The sequence below is a fragment of the Polynucleobacter sp. MWH-Svant-W18 genome, assembly GCF_018687495.1.
Classification (GTDB): Bacteria; Pseudomonadota; Gammaproteobacteria; order Burkholderiales; family Burkholderiaceae; genus Polynucleobacter.
On record NZ_CP061293.1, the window covers coordinates 1398365 to 1413276 of the forward strand.

A 14912-nucleotide genomic window follows, 5' to 3' on the forward strand; every position below is an offset into this window, starting at 1 on the left:
AATCCTGAGCGATTGGAATCCTTATGCCATTGACCACTAAAGCTGTTACTAAAGCAGTCTTCCCTGTTGCGGGTTTAGGCACTCGTTTTTTACCAGCCACTAAAGCAAGCCCTAAAGAGATGCTCAATGTGGTTGATAAGCCGCTTATTCAATATGCGGTAGAAGAAGCGATTGCAGCCGGGATTACTGAAATGATTTTCGTAACCGGTCGCAGCAAACGGGCAATTGAAGATCACTTTGATAAAGCATATGAGCTTGAGGCAGAGTTAGAGGCAAAGAATAAACAGGCCCTTCTAGAAATTGTTCGTAGCGTCAAGCCAAGCCATGTTGATTGCGTTTATGTCCGACAACCTGAGGCCCTTGGTCTTGGTCATGCTGTTTTATGTGCTGAAAAACTCGTGCGTGATGAGCCATTCGCCATCATTCTTGCAGATGACTTATTGGATGGACAGCCGCCTGTTTTAAAACAAATGCTGAAGGTATTTGAAGAGCAAAATGGCTCTGTGATTGCCGTAGAAAAAATTGATCCTGCCAAGAGTGGTTCCTATGGCATCGTCTCAGGCTCCGAGGTCGCCAAAGGCATCTATCGTCTTGATGGCATCGTTGAGAAACCTCAGCCTAAAGACGCTCCCTCGAATTTAGCGGTAGTGGGACGCTATGTACTTTCTTCAGATATTTTTAGTCATATTCGCAATCTCAAACCGGGTGCTGGTGGTGAAATTCAGCTCACAGATGCTATTGCCGCTCTGCTCAAACAAGAACCTGTCTTTGCTTATGAGTATGAGGGTGTGCGTTATGACTGTGGCAGCAAGCTTGGCTACCTTAAGGCATCAGTAGAGTTTGCCCTACGCCACCCAGAAGTGGCAAGCGACTTCGCTGCTTACTTAAAGAGTCGCTCTCTAGTCTAAGCTCTATCTTCGCTTTAAGAAGAACACTAGAACATTACCTTCGGAGGTACTGGCGATCAGTTCATTGCCAGTTTGTTTAGCAAATGCAGGGAAGTCATGGGCAGCACCAGCATCTGTTGCCTTTACTTTCAATACCTCTCCAGACTGCATCGTTGCTAAGGCCTTTTTAGTCCGCAGAATCGGTAATGGACAGTTCATGCCAATGGCATCCACTTCTACATTAAATACAATTGCATCACTCATTTACTAGCTACCCAATCTTTGACAGCATCTAGTGCGGCGCCTAATTTACTAGGATCATTTCCACCGGCCATGGCCATTTCTGGCTTGCCGCCGCCCTTACCGCCAACCTGCTGAGCCACGAAGTTCACCAAATCGCCTGCCTTTACTTTGCCGATTGAGTCTGCAGTGACGCCAGCAATCAAACTAACTTTATCGCCCTGTACTGATGCCAAGACAATCGCTGCTGTTTTCAATTTACTCTTGAGCGCATCCATGGTTTCACGTAAGACACCTGCATCAGCACCATCCAAACGTGCTGCCAATACTTTGATGCCATTGATATGAATCGCTTGACCTGCCAATTCATCACCCTGACTGGCCGCCAACTTAGAATTCACTTTTTCTAATTCACGCTCAGCTTGACGCAAACTCTCTTGTAGTTGTGCAACGCGATTCACCAAGTCGCCCGGATGTGTTTTGAGAATTAAGGCAGCTTCATTAATTCGATCTTCCATGCTCTGCAAGAAATTCAGGGCATTATTTCCAGTTACCGCCTCAACTCGGCGGATGCCAGCAGCAACGCCGCCCTCAGAAACAATCTTCAAGCTGCCAATATCCCCAGTACGAGATACATGGGTGCCGCCACACAACTCCTTCGAAGTACCGATTTCCAATACTCGCACCTCATCGCCATATTTCTCACCAAAGAGCATCATGGCGCCAGTCTTTTGAGCATCCTCTAAAGACATGACCTTGCCTGAAGTGGCGGTGTTCTCCAGAATCTCTTGATTCACGATCTCTTCGATTTTGCGAATTTGCTCAGCAGTGATAGGTGCATTGTGCGTAAAGTCAAAACGGGTTTTACTAGCATCAACCAAGGAGCCCTTTTGCTGCACATGCTCACCCAACACTTCACGCAAGGCTTTGTGCAAGATATGAGTAGCACTGTGATTACGCATGGTATCTGTTCGCTGCTGAATATCAACAAGCGCATTCAAGCCATCCCCGACCTTGAGTTCGCCCTCGAGCACTTCACCCTGATGTCCAAACACATCTGCCTGAATCTTGAAGGTATCTTCTACTGCAAAGCGGATAGATTCATTGCGTAATTCGCCTTTGTCGCCAACCTGGCCACCCGATTCGGCGTAGAAAGGCGTGTTATCCAGCACGATAACTGCTGCATCGCCAGCCTTCACTGAAGTTACAGCAGATCCATCTACATACAGGGCGGTAACCTTGGACCCCTCATGCTTTAGGGTGTCGTAGCCATGAAACTGCGTAGGCTTACCTTTGTAATCGAGGCCCTGAGCAACTTTGAACTTACCAGCTGCACGCGCTTGATCACGCTGCTTTTGCATTGCTACTTCAAACCCTTCTGCATCTACAGTGACGCCACGCTCACGACAGACGTCTGCGGTTAAATCCAAAGGAAATCCGAAAGTATCGTGCAAGCGGAATGCTGTTTCACCATCAACTACTTTGGCGCCACCAGCTAATGCACCATCTAAAATTTCCATGCCATTCGCAATGGTCTGGAAGAAACGCTCTTCTTCTTGCTTGAGAACTTCGCTAACCTTATCTTGTGCTGCACGCAATTCAGGATAGGCATCACCCATCTCTTTTACGAGTGCAGGAACTAGTTGATAAAAGAATGGTTTGCGAGCCCCTAACTTATACCCATGCCGAATTGCGCGACGTGCAATGCGACGCAATACATAACCACGACCAGCATTACCAGGAATTACGCCATCAACAACTATAAAACTACAGGCACGAATATGGTCAGCAATGACCTTGAGTGAGGGACTCTGAGCATCACAATTCTCACCGCCCGCCGTATCTACAGCCTCTTTTGAGGCCTTGATCAGATTGACAAAGAGGTCGATTTCGTAATTTGAGTGCACATGCTGCAAGACAGCTGCAATACGCTCCAGGCCCATACCAGTATCCACGCTTGGCTTAGGCAGTGGATGCATGACGCCAGCCTCATCACGATTGAACTGCATGAAGACGTTGTTCCAGATTTCAATGAAGCGATCGCCATCTTCCTCTGGGCTACCAGGAGGACCTCCCGGAATATGCTCGCCATGGTCATAAAAAATTTCAGTACAAGGTCCACATGGACCAGTGTCACCCATCATCCAAAAATTGTCAGATGCATACCGTGCACCTTTGTTATCTCCAATGCGAATGATCCGATCGGCAGGTACGCCAATTTGGTCTTTCCAAATTGCATAGGCTTCGTCGTCTTCCGCGTAAACGGTGACCAAGAGTTTTTCTTTGGGTAGCTTGAATACTTGAGTCAATAAATCCCAAGCAAATTGAATGGCGTCTTTCTTAAAATAGTCACCAAACGAAAAATTGCCCAGCATCTCAAAAAAAGTATGATGGCGAGCGGTATATCCAACATTATCTAAGTCATTGTGTTTTCCGCCTGCTCGAATACATTTTTGGGCAGTCGTAGCCCGCTGATAGGGGCGTTTGTCAAAACCTAAAAACACATCCTTAAACTGATTCATGCCCGCGTTGGTAAATAACAGGGTAGGGTCATCCCCGGGGACTACGGGGCTAGACGGAACAATTTGATGGCCTTTTTGGGCAAAGAAATCCAGGTAAGCCTGGCGAATTTGGGAGACTTTCATGCCAACAATTATCGCATCGGCACCAGCCTAGGGCAAACGCTAGGCCCCATAGCCTTTTCCTGCCTTACAATCCCTGAACATTAATAAAATCGGCTTATAAGTCGACAACCAGGAGCGCAACTTGAAAATCCGCAACCAAAAAGATTTTGGGGCTGGCCTAATGTACATGGTCATTGGCCTCTTTTTTACCTTTATGGCGACCCAGTATCCAATGGGTACAGCTGCAAAAATGGGGCCTGGATATTTCCCATTTTGGCTTGGCCTAGTCATGACTGCTCTTGGCCTTTTAATCTTGATTAAGTCTCTTGGCGCCAAGGCTGCCATTGAGAAAATCCCCCCATTTAATTGGAAGGTGATTGGCTTGATTACCGGCTCAGTTATTTTGTACGGAATTCTTTTGCCAACTATGGGCTTTATTGTGGCTGTCTTTGCTTTGGTGTTTGTATCTGCAAGCGCTAGTCATGAGTTCCACTGGAAAGGCACTTTAGTCAATGCTACTTTTCTAGTCGTCTTTACTTACTCGGTTTTCGTGTTGGGCCTGAAACTTCAGTTCCCACTTCTACCTATATTCCTACAACAATAATAGACAGGGACTCTAAAAATGGATTTATTTGCTAATTTAGGTCTCGGTTTTGAAACCGCGTTTACCTTACAAAATCTTTTGTATTGCTTGATTGGCTGCGTCTTAGGAACGCTCATTGGCGTTTTGCCTGGTCTTGGTCCAATTGCCACAATTGCCATGCTCTTGCCAGCAACCTATGCACTTCCTCCAATCGCTGCATTAATTATGTTGGCTGGTATTTATTACGGCTCTCAATACGGTGGTTCAACTACTGCAATTCTTCTGAATATCCCGGGGGAGACGTCGTCGGTGGTCACTGCGATCGATGGCTACCAAATGGCACGGAATGGTCGTGCTGGTGTTGCACTCTTTACTGCCGGCATGGGCTCATTCTTTGCTGGTTGCGTAGCAACGCTCGTTTTAGCTGCTTTTGCTGCCCCGCTCTCACAACTCGCCTTTAAGTTTGGCCCTGCCGAGTACTTCTCGCTCATGGTTTTAGGCCTTATCGGTGCGGTGGTATTGGCCTCGGGCTCCTTAGTAAAAGCAATTGGCATGATTGTGCTTGGCTTACTAATGGGCTTGATCGGTACCGACGTAAATTCTGGTGTATCGCGCTACGCTTTTGACATCCCAGAGCTCAGTGATGGCATTGGCTTCGTAGCGGTTGCAATGGGTGTCTTTGGCTTCGCCGAGATCATGAGCAACCTTGAGAAAAAGGATGAGGATGAGGGCTTCTTAAATAAGATGACGACCATGATCCCAACCAAGCAAGATGTGAAGCGCATGATTCCATCTATCTTGCGTGGCACAACGATTGGCTCCATCTTGGGCATCCTACCTGGCGGCGGTGCAGCACTAGCAGCATTTGGCGCCTACTCTGTAGAAAAAAAATCATCCAAGTACAGCCATGAATTTGGTCACGGCGCCATTGAGGGGGTTGCTGGTCCTGAATCAGCCAATAACGCCGCTGCACAAACTTCATTCATTCCTCTGCTCACACTCGGTATTCCACCGAATGCCGTGATGGCCTTGATGGTTGGCGCGATGACTATCCACAACATTCAGCCAGGTCCACAGGTGATGACGAGCAACCCAGCATTGTTCTGGGGCCTGATTGCTTCCATGTGGATTGGCAACGTGATGCTGATTCTCCTGAACCTACCCTTGATCGGGATCTGGGTAAAACTCCTGAAGATTCCATATCGCTTCATGTATCCAGCAATTTTGGTGTTCTGTTGTATCGGCGTTTATACAGTCAATAACACTGTATTCGATGTATACGTCACTGCTGCATTTGGTCTGATTGGTTATCTTTTCTTCAAGCTTGGTTGCGAACCCCCTCCATTGCTGTTGGGCTTCGTACTCGGACCCATGATGGAAGAGAATTTCCGCCGCGCGCTCTTGTTATCTCGTGGCGACTTCTCCACCTTTGTAACCCGTCCACTCTCCCTAGGATTGCTCATTGCAGCAGCCCTTTTGGTTGTGATTGTGGCCCTACCAGCAGTGAAGAAGACTCGCGAAGAAGCATTCGTAGAAGATTGATTCTGACCCTCTGCAGCAACAAGCCCGCAGCAGTTTGCGGGCTTTTTCTTTATGGGACGGGGGTTTTCTCTACAATGTGACTATGTCCCAAGATAGCAAACCTTCTAAAGCTCCAGCAAGTGTCATTGCTGAACCTTCTAACTTCTTACGTCAGATCATTGATCATGACTTAGCAAGTGGAGCATTTGACAAGCGTAGCAATTTAGCTGGTGAAGCCATTCCAGCCATCATCACTCGTTTTCCGCCAGAACCAAACGGCTACTTACATATTGGTCATGCAAAAAGTATTTCCCTTAATTTCGGTCTCGCTGCTGATTACAACAATCTAGCTGGTGGAGCGCGCTGCAATATGCGTCTTGATGATACTAACCCCGTTAAAGAAGATGTTGAGTACGCGGATAGTATTTTGGATGCTGTTAAATGGCTTGGTTTTGATTGGGGTACACACCTCTATCATGCTAGTGACTACTTTGATCGCCTCTACGAGTTTGCAGAAATTCTGATTCAGAATGGTAAAGCTTATGTAGATAGCCAAAGCGCTGATGATATTCACTCTAATCGTGGCAACTTTGGTCAGCCAGGAAAAAATAGTCCTTATCGGGATCGTACTCCTGAAGAAAATTTGTCCTTATTCCGCGAGATGCGCGATGGCAAATTTAAAGATGGTGAACATGTTCTACGCCTGAAAATTGATATGGCCCATCCAAATATTGTGATGCGTGACCCTGTGGTCTACCGCATTCGCCATACCGAGCATCACCGGACTGGTGATAAATGGTGCATCTACCCCCTTTATGACTTCACCCATTGCATCTCTGACGCTCTGGAGAACGTATCTCACTCGATTTGCACGCTTGAATTTGAGAACAATCGTCCGCTATATGACTGGATTGTGAACTCTCTTAAAGAATTAGGCGTCTTTAAAGATCCGGTACCCCATCAATATGAGTTTGCCCGTCTCAACCTGACGTACACCATCACCAGCAAGCGCAAGTTATTGCAGTTGGTCGAAGAAAAGCATGTTGACGGTTGGGATGATCCACGAATGCCAACCATCGTTGGGATTCGTCGTCGCGGTTACACCCCAGAGAGCATCCGCTTATTCTGCGAACGCATTGGCGTTTCAAAAGCAGATAGTTGGATTGATATGAGTACTTTAGATCAAGCCTTGCGCGATGACCTCGAGGCTAGAGCACCGCGTGCGACTGCGGTATTAACGCCGCTCAAACTGGTGGTTGAAAACTTTGATGCTGCGACTCAAGAGTCTTGCTCTGCGCCACGCCATCCTCAACACCCCGAATGGGGCAATCGTGAATTTCATTTCACGCGTGAGCTGTGGATTGAGGCTGATGACTTTATGAAAGAACCTATTAAAGGTTTCTTTAGACTCTATCCACCGATCGGTGACCAACCTGGTAGCCGCGTTCGTTTGCGCCACGGGTTTGTAGTTGAATGTACTGGTTTTGAGACCGATGCCCAAGGTAATGTCACCCAAGTGAATGTGGCCTACTTCCCAGATAGTAAGAGCGGCACCCCCGGCTCAAATAATTACAAGGTTAAGGGCAATATTCATTGGATTAGCGCTGCTGAAGCGATCCCAACTGAAGTCCGCCTCTATGATCACCTCTTTACCGATCCACATCCGGATAGTGGCGATAAAAATTTCTTAGATGCCATTAACGCAAACTCCAAAGAAACTATTGCCGCATATTTGGAACCTTGCATGAAAGATGTCAAAGCCGAAGATCGCCTTCAGTTTGAACGTCATGGCTACTTCGTTGTTGATAAAATAGACTCCAAACCAGGCAAGCCCGTTTTTAATCGGACAGTCGGCCTCAAGGATTCTTGGAAGTAGTCTTCAGAAAATCCGCTACGCTGGGATAACGTAGCGGAGTTTTCAACTCGTGTAATCGAGTATTGGTTACGCGTCTTGATTCCCGCATAAATGACCACAGCATTGGACTCACCAATTTCTGCAGCTCACTAGCTGGCTTGCGGGACGGCCTGTCCAAGCCATATGCATCAGCCACTTCATCGAAGTAATCACCCATTTTAGTTTCACAGCCATCACAAGCATTAATAATTCGTTGTGGTTTGCCGTGATACACAGTCGCACAAATTAATCTGGCGAGATCATCACTATGGATGTGATTAGAATAAGCGTCCTCTTCGGGAAGCAGGGCTGGAGTCTGCGACTGCAGACGCTCAATTGGCAAACGATTAGCTGCGTAAATTCCTGGGACACGCAAAATCGTCAAGGTCACTCCATGTGCTGGCGCCCACAAACGCAACACTCGCTCTGCGTCAACCCTTCTATACGCTCGCTCACTCTCAGGACTCACTGGCGTGGTTTCGCTGACTTTTGCACCCTTGTGGTCACCATAAACACCAGTGGTGCTGATATAGATGAAGCGTCTGACAGCATTAGAGCCTTGGGCTAAAATTCTCAACAGGTTGCGGGTTCGATAATCACGATTCCCTTGATTTTGAGGTGGCGCTAAATGGATTACCGTTTGCGCCAATCCAGACAGTCGCCAAAGTGTCTCTGGCTTATCTAGATCACCCCAAATTGGAATCGCGCCAACATCCCTCAGCTCCTGAAAGCGATTTTTCGAAGACGTTAAAGCAAACACTCGATGACTACGGGACAATTGTTGTGCCACTCGCATGCCAATGTCGCCACAGCCAATAATGAGGATGGAAGGTTTGCTAAAAGATTGCATAGGTAACATCGTAACGATTTATTGAAAGGAATGAGAGTGTCTTTCCAGGTTACGCTCAAAACGAGCGGCAAACAATTTACGGTTAGCCAAGATGAAACACTTTTGGAGGCAGCTCTGCGTCAAGGGATTAACCTGCCCTATGGTTGTAAAAATGGCGCATGTGGCTCTTGCAAAGGGAAGATCGTAGAGGGCCATGTCACTCACGGCCAGCATAGTGAAAGTGCGCTCAGTAAGGCAGATGAAACCACAGGCAGCACCCTATTTTGCTGCGCTCACCCCCACTCCGACCTACTGATTGAAGCCCGAGAAGTTCAGGGCGCAGGTGATATCGCCATTCGAAAAGTACCCTGTCGAGTCAATAGCATTGAGAGGCCCACAAGTGATGTCGCTATTCTCAAGCTACAGTTACCGGCTGCGGAACGCTTCCAGTTCTTAGCGGGGCAGTACCTAGAATTTTTACTGAAAGATGGCCAGCGACGTGCTTACTCCATTGCGAATGCGCCAGCTCAGGAAGGCCCCTTAGAGTTACACCTTCGTCACTTACCTGGCGGCCTCTTTACTGATTTTGTATTTGCTGCAGTTACTCCCGCCTTAAAAGAAAAAGATATTTTGCGCTTTGAAGGCCCCTTGGGCAGCTTCTTCTTGCGCGAGGACTCTCAGAAACCCATCATCTTTGTTGCTGCAGGCACTGGATTTGCGCCAATTAAATCCATCATTGAGCAAATGCAAGCCAAGAAAATTCAACGCCCAATTCATCTCTATTGGGGTGGGCGTCGTCCAAGCGATCTGTATTTGGACGCTTTATGCAAGACCTGGGAAAAGGAAATTGCAGGCTTTAGCTACGTACCCGTGATTTCGGACGCCTTACCCGAAGATGCCTGGCTGGGCCGCAGCGGGTTTGTTCATCAGGCGGTCATGGCTGACCACCCCAATATGAATGACTTTCAGGTATATGCCTGTGGCGCCCCAGTGATGGTGAATGCTGCTCGGGCAGATTTTTCATCCCAGTGTCACCTACCTGAGGAAGAATTCTTTGCTGATTCCTTCACCAATGCTGCGGATTTAGCTACGAACTAAATTGGTTATCGTTAGATAATAGAAACTACTTTTGACAACCCAATTCTTTTAACTCATATGAATAAGCCAGCCCACGATATCGATACCCACTCAGTGATGTTTATTACCCAACGCCCAGAATTGGTAATGGTGGAAGGCAATGGCTCGTGGATGACAGACAACAATGGCAAACGTTATTTAGATTTCTTGCAAGGTTGGGCGGTCAATTGTTTGGGTCACAGTAACGCTGGCATGATTGCAGCGCTAAATGCACAAGCCAAAAAGCTGATGAATCCCAGTCCTGCGTTTTACAACGAGCCGATGATTGGTTTATCCAATCTATTAACAAACAATAGTTGCTTTGATAAAGTTTTCTTTGCTAATAGTGGCGCCGAGGCAAATGAAGGTGCTATTAAGCTTGCTCGCAAGTGGGGCCAGCTTAATAAAAATGGTGCTTTTGAAATCATTACCTTTGATCACAGCTTTCATGGTCGTACCTTAGCCACGATGAGCGCCTCTGGTAAGCCTGGTTGGGATACGATGTTTGCCCCACAAGTTGCCGGCTTCCCAAAAGCAGATTTAAATGATTTAGAGTCCGTTAAAAAGCTGGTAACTGATAAAACAGTTGCAGTCATGCTTGAGCCAGTGCAAGGCGAAGGCGGCGTAATCCCTGCGACTAAAGAATTTATGCAGGAGCTGCGCAAGTTCACCCAAGAAAACAATATTCTCTTAATTGTTGATGAGGTACAAGCTGGTTGTGGTCGTACAGGCAGTCTCTTTGCCTATCAACTGTTTGGTATTGAGCCAGATATTATGACTTTAGGTAAAGGTATCGGCGGAGGTGTGCCACTCTCCGCTCTGCTGGCTACCGATGCAGTAGCTTGCTTTGTACCAGGAGATCAGGGCGGCACCTATAACGGCAACCCACTCATGACTGCAGTGGGCATCAGCGTTATTGAGCAGCTATTGGCCCCAGGATTTTTAGACAGCGTTAAAGCTAAAGGAACATTGCTGCAATCCGAGTTGTTAAAGCTCTGCGCAGAATTTCAGCTTGAAGGTGAACGTGGCGAAGGTTTGTTACGCGCCCTCATGCTGGGCAAAGATGTTGGCCCAAAACTTGTGGAGCTTGCTCGTGAGCGCAACCCTGAGGGCCTCCTCATTAATTCACCAAGACCAAACTTATTACGTTTTATGCCAGCCCTCAATGTGAGCGATGATGAAATTCGCTTAATGTGCAGCATGCTACGCGAACTACTCAAGCAAGTAGACTAAGTCCTACCCAACTAAATTTTTGGGCAGGGAGAAGGTAACGTCTTCCACTACCCCATCAAGCGCCCTTACCTGCCGGGGGCCAAATTCTTGAATACGAGCAACGATGGCTTGTGCCAAGCTTTCGGGCGCTGAAGCGCCTGCTGTTAATCCAATCTGCTTCTTACCGGCGAACCATTCAGGCTTTAGTTGCTCTGGTGCATCCACCATGTAAGAGGGAACACCAAGCTTTTCAGATAACTCCCGCAAACGATTAGAGTTTGAGCTTGTCGCACTACCAACCACAATAACCAGCTCGACTTGGGGTGCCATAAATTTCACAGCATCTTGCCGATTCTGTGTTGCATAACAAATATCTTGCTTACGTGGCTGAACAATATTGGGAAATTTTTTAGTAAGTGCCTCAACAATTTCTTTGGTTTCATCAACTGATAGTGTGGTTTGTGTCACGAAGGCAATTTTTTCACCGCTTGGGAAAGATAGTGAATCAACATCACCAACTTTTTCAATCAGAAATACACCTTCCTTGACTTGCCCCATGGTGCCCTCAACCTCAGGATGACCAGCATGACCAATCATCAGAACCGTAAAGCCTTCTTTGCACATCTTCACTACTTCAAGATGCACCTTGGTAACCAAAGGGCAGGTAGCGTCGTATACCTGCAAGCCACGGTCTTGGGCATCCTTACGAACCTCTTGAGAAACGCCGTGTGCACTAAAGACAACAATGCCGCCTTTAGGAACCTCGTGCAACTCCTCAACAAAAACTGCGCCCTTTTCGCGCAGTTCATTCACCACATAAGCGTTATGTACGATTTCATGACGTACATAGATCGGTGCTCCAAAACGCGTCAGCGCCTCGTTCACGATATTGATTGCGCGATCAACACCCGCACAAAAACCGCGGGGTTGAGCCATCAAAATTTCAGCGTTATCTGAAGTACTCATGATTTACAGAATAGCCACAATTTCTGCTTCGAATGTCACCGGTCTTCCGGCCAAAGGATGATTAAAGTCAAACCATGCCCCCTCTTCATCAATCGATTGCAACACACCTGCATATTGCGCACCGCCCGGAGCATTGAACTCAATGACATCGCCTGGATTAAATTCGATGTCATCATCGCGCCCCTCCTTGAGCGCCTTCAAGGAAACCCATTGCACCAAATCTTCTTTACGCTCGCCAAAACTTTCTTCTGGCGCAAGTAGTGCACTTTTTTTCTCACCAACCTCTAGTCCCAACAACACTTTTTCAAAGCAGGGAGCAAATTGTCCAGAACCCATCAAAACCGTCGCAGGACGGTCAACAAAAGTATTGATGTAATCATCCCCATTAGGCAAAGTGAGCCGGTAGTTGAGGGTCAAGTAGGAATTGGGCAAAACAGTAAGCTTAGTCATAAGGTGATTGTATCTAGGCCCGTGCCTGTAGTGAATTCCCCAATTACAGCTTGGCCAAAAAGTGAGCAGCCCCGCGAAAAGTTGCGCCACCTAGGGGCGGAAGCTCTCTCAGATGCAGAGCTACTGGCAATATTTTTACGGGTGGGAGTTAAGGGGAAAAGTGCTGTAGCCCTAGCCAAAGACTTGCTCCATCACTTTGGCAGCTTGCCACGGCTCCTAGCATGCACCCGTGAAGATTTCACCCGCATCCATGGCATGGGATTATCTAAATGGGCCCAGATTCAAGCTGCATACGAGCTAGTCAAACGCAGTCTTGAGGAGGGCTTGTCGGAGGACGGCATATTTTCCTCACCTAGTCATGTCAGGGAATTCTTGCAGGCTAAGATTGGACGCTTACCTCACGAAGTCTTTCTATGCCTCTACTTAGACTCACGCCTTCATTTAATTGAGTGCCAAGAGCTCTTCAGAGGCTCTATTACCCACACCACGGTCTACCCCCGAGAAATCCTGAAGGAAGCCCTTGCCAGAAATGCCAGCGCCCTCATCGTCGCCCACAACCACCCCAGTGGCAATCCATTGCCGAGCAACTCCGATCAAGAGCTCACCAAAACCCTCATGAATGCTTTGCAATTGGTGGATATTCCTCTTTTAGACCACTGCATCGTCAGTGGTAGTGGATTTTTCTCATTTTCCGACTCTGGCCTGATGAATATTGACAATTAAAGGTAGTAATCACTAACTTATAGAGAACATAGGGGGATTTATGACCGTCTTGAATCCCAAACCCCATCGGCAAAGGCATTTAGGACTAGCCCAAAATAGGCTAGGACTGATACAATCTTCTTTTTTCGCAATTAATGGAGTTATGTCATGGCAAAAGTTTGCCAAGTCACTGGGAAGAAGCCGATGGTTGGCAACAATGTATCCCATGCAAACAATAAAACGAAGCGTCGCTTTTTGCCTAACCTGCAAAACCGTCGTTTCTGGGTTGAATCTGAAAACCGTTGGATTAGCTTGCGCTTAACCAATGCTGGTTTGCGCGTAATCGACAAGAACGGTATTGATGCTGTGTTGTCTGATCTCCGTGCACGCGGCGAAATTTAAGGAGCACAGAAATGGCTAAAGGCGGCAGAGAAAAAATCAAGTTAGAGTCATCAGCTGGTACTGGTCACTTTTACACAACATCAAAAAACAAGCGTACAAAGCCTGAAAAAATGGAGATCATGAAATTCGATCCAACCATTCGCAAGCACGTTGCTTATAAAGAAACAAAGCTGAAGTAATTTACTTCCAGCAAATAAAAAACCCGCTTAGTTGCGGGTTTTTTATTTGCCTTAAATACTTACTGCATTCTGGGCGCTTAAGCGTAGCGACGCAATCTCAATGAGAACTCGCGCAAACTGCTTAAGCCGCTATCTTCAGCACGCTGACACCAAGCGTGTAACTGTGAGAGTAATTGCTCTCTCGTGGCGCTAGAGCGCCCCCAGATTGCCTGTAGATCCCGACGCATCTCAATCATCTTGCGCAGCTGAGCATTGCTTGCCATCAACTCCTCCAGTTTGGATTTCTCTTCCTCACTTAAACGAGACTCATCCTTAGACAACCATGTTCCGGCATCAGTTAAATGCGCTGCGAGAACTTGCATATGTTGCACTTCATTGCTGAAAAAATTGCACAGTGTCTTGCTGTAGCGAGCCATAATTTCATAACGATTGGCAATGATGGCCTCCAATGTATTTTGATCGGCTGGACGCAAATCACTAAGCACCGGTTTAGGCGAAGTCTTTTTCACTGTTGCCAAGCCAACTAGAGCCATCATCTGAATGTAGAGCCAACCAATATCAAACTCATACCATTTATTAGAAAGTTTGGCGCTTGTTGCAAAGGTGTGATGATTGTTGTGCAACTCTTCACCGCCAATCAAAATTCCCCAAGGGAAAATATTGGTTGAGGCATCTTCACAATCAAAGTTACGATATCCCCAATAGTGACCAATGCCATTAATAACACCAGCTGCAGTAATTGGAATCCATAACATCTGCACTGCCCAAACAGTCAGGCCAATGCCCCCAAATAAAAATACATCAATAATGAGCATCAGGGCTACACCCTGCCAAGAAAACTTGGAATAGATATTGCGCTCCACCCAGTCATCCGGAGTGCCATGGCCAAACTTTTCTAATGTCTCCTGGTTTGCAGCTTCATTTTTATAGAGCTCTGCCCCGCGAGAAAGGACTGTGCCAATCCCCAAAATTTGCGGGCTATGTGGATCATCCACAGTTTCACATTTGGCGTGATGCTTGCGATGAATAGAAGCCCACTCCTTGGTAACCATGCCAGTAGTGAGCCAGAGCCAAAAACGGAAGCAATGGGCTGCAAGCGGGTGCAATTCAAGCGCTCGGTGGGCCTGGCAGCGGTGTAAGAAGATGGTTACTGAGGCAATAGTGATATGGGTAGCTATCAAGGTAAACAGAACAATCTGCCACCATGACCAATCTAAGTAGCCATTAGCAAGCCAATGCAGAAACAAATCCAAACCAGAAACTGTATTCAAAAGTAAGTCCTAAAGTAGTATTGGCTCTTATTTTAA

General features: G+C 47.1%; 15 protein-coding genes. 9 read left to right on the top strand and 6 right to left on the bottom strand.

Going from position 1 to position 14912, the window contains the following annotated elements; all coding sequences use genetic code 11:
- Window positions 1–23: 23 nt before the first annotated feature.
- Window positions 24–908, top strand: a complete 885-nt coding sequence (galU, locus tag C2757_RS07060; protein ID WP_215373824.1) for a UTP--glucose-1-phosphate uridylyltransferase GalU — start codon at window positions 24–26, stop codon at window positions 906–908.
- Between the two features lie 3 nt (window positions 909–911).
- Here the strand turns inward: galU and C2757_RS07065 are convergent, their stop codons facing one another.
- Together C2757_RS07065 and alaS are read right to left on the bottom strand one after the other, a co-directional pair.
- The gene (locus C2757_RS07065; protein ID WP_215377008.1) at window positions 912–1139 is read right to left on the bottom strand and encodes a sulfurtransferase TusA family protein; all 228 of its coding nucleotides are present in this window, start codon (window positions 1137–1139) and stop codon (window positions 912–914) included.
- Window positions 1140–1147: 8 nt separating this feature from the next.
- Window positions 1148–3772 carry an alanine--tRNA ligase gene (gene alaS / locus C2757_RS07070; RefSeq protein WP_215373826.1) on the bottom strand — a complete coding sequence of 875 codons (2625 nt, stop codon included), beginning with the start codon at window positions 3770–3772 and terminating at the stop codon, window positions 1148–1150.
- 121 nt (window positions 3773–3893) lie between these two features.
- Here alaS and C2757_RS07075 point away from each other — a divergent pair, with 121 nt between their 5' ends.
- The 3 genes from C2757_RS07075 to C2757_RS07085 all read left to right on the top strand — a co-directional run bounded on the left by C2757_RS07075 (window position 3894) and on the right by C2757_RS07085 (window position 7731).
- Window positions 3894–4355, top strand: coding sequence for a tripartite tricarboxylate transporter TctB family protein (locus C2757_RS07075; RefSeq protein WP_215373827.1), 462 nt, complete (start codon window positions 3894–3896; stop codon window positions 4353–4355).
- An 18-nt stretch (window positions 4356–4373) separates the two neighbouring features.
- The gene (locus C2757_RS07080) at window positions 4374–5876 is read left to right on the top strand and encodes a tripartite tricarboxylate transporter permease (RefSeq protein WP_215373829.1); all 1503 of its coding nucleotides are present in this window, start codon (window positions 4374–4376) and stop codon (window positions 5874–5876) included.
- 82 nt (window positions 5877–5958) lie between these two features.
- Window positions 5959–7731 (top strand): glutamine--tRNA ligase/YqeY domain fusion protein, encoded by a 1773-nt coding sequence (locus C2757_RS07085; protein WP_215373831.1) that lies wholly within the window; start codon window positions 5959–5961, stop codon window positions 7729–7731.
- Here C2757_RS07085 and C2757_RS07090 read toward each other — a convergent pair.
- Entirely contained in the window at window positions 7712–8599 is an 888-nt protein-coding gene (locus tag C2757_RS07090; protein ID WP_215373833.1) for an SDR family oxidoreductase, read from the bottom strand. The two genes, C2757_RS07085 and C2757_RS07090, sit on opposite strands and share 20 nt — an antisense overlap.
- A gap of 36 nt (window positions 8600–8635) precedes the next feature.
- Here C2757_RS07090 and C2757_RS07095 point away from each other — a divergent pair, with 36 nt between their 5' ends.
- Together C2757_RS07095 and C2757_RS07100 are read left to right on the top strand one after the other, a co-directional pair.
- Window positions 8636–9676 (top strand): CDP-6-deoxy-delta-3,4-glucoseen reductase, encoded by a 1041-nt coding sequence (locus C2757_RS07095; protein ID WP_215373834.1) that lies wholly within the window; start codon window positions 8636–8638, stop codon window positions 9674–9676.
- A 57-nt stretch (window positions 9677–9733) separates the two neighbouring features.
- Window positions 9734–10927 (top strand): acetylornithine transaminase, encoded by a 1194-nt coding sequence (locus tag C2757_RS07100; protein WP_215373836.1) that lies wholly within the window; start codon window positions 9734–9736, stop codon window positions 10925–10927.
- Window positions 10928–10930: 3 nt separating this feature from the next.
- On the opposite strand, the gene ispH is transcribed toward C2757_RS07100, so the two are convergent.
- Window positions 10931–11872, bottom strand: a complete 942-nt coding sequence (gene ispH / locus C2757_RS07105) for a 4-hydroxy-3-methylbut-2-enyl diphosphate reductase (protein ID WP_215373838.1) — start codon at window positions 11870–11872, stop codon at window positions 10931–10933.
- A 3-nt stretch (window positions 11873–11875) separates the two neighbouring features.
- Window positions 11876–12322, bottom strand: a complete 447-nt coding sequence (locus tag C2757_RS07110) for a peptidylprolyl isomerase (RefSeq protein ID WP_215373839.1) — start codon at window positions 12320–12322, stop codon at window positions 11876–11878.
- A 30-nt stretch (window positions 12323–12352) separates the two neighbouring features.
- Between C2757_RS07110 and radC the strand changes: the two genes are divergently transcribed.
- The 3 genes from radC (at window position 12353) to rpmG (ending at window position 13605) form a co-directional block, all read left to right on the top strand.
- The gene (gene radC / locus C2757_RS07115) at window positions 12353–13045 is read left to right on the top strand and encodes a DNA repair protein RadC (RefSeq protein WP_251366727.1); all 693 of its coding nucleotides are present in this window, start codon (window positions 12353–12355) and stop codon (window positions 13043–13045) included.
- Between the two features lie 147 nt (window positions 13046–13192).
- A complete protein-coding gene (gene rpmB, locus C2757_RS07120; protein ID WP_011903570.1) occupies window positions 13193–13426 on the top strand; it encodes a 50S ribosomal protein L28 in 234 nt (77 codons plus the stop codon).
- A gap of 11 nt (window positions 13427–13437) precedes the next feature.
- Complete coding sequence (rpmG, locus tag C2757_RS07125; RefSeq protein ID WP_015421876.1) at window positions 13438–13605, top strand: 50S ribosomal protein L33; 168 nt, start codon at window positions 13438–13440, stop codon at window positions 13603–13605.
- Between the two features lie 77 nt (window positions 13606–13682).
- Here the strand turns inward: rpmG and C2757_RS07130 are convergent, their stop codons facing one another.
- Entirely contained in the window at window positions 13683–14876 is a 1194-nt protein-coding gene (locus C2757_RS07130; protein WP_215373842.1) for an acyl-CoA desaturase, read from the bottom strand.
- Between the last annotated feature and the right edge of the window lie 36 nt (window positions 14877–14912).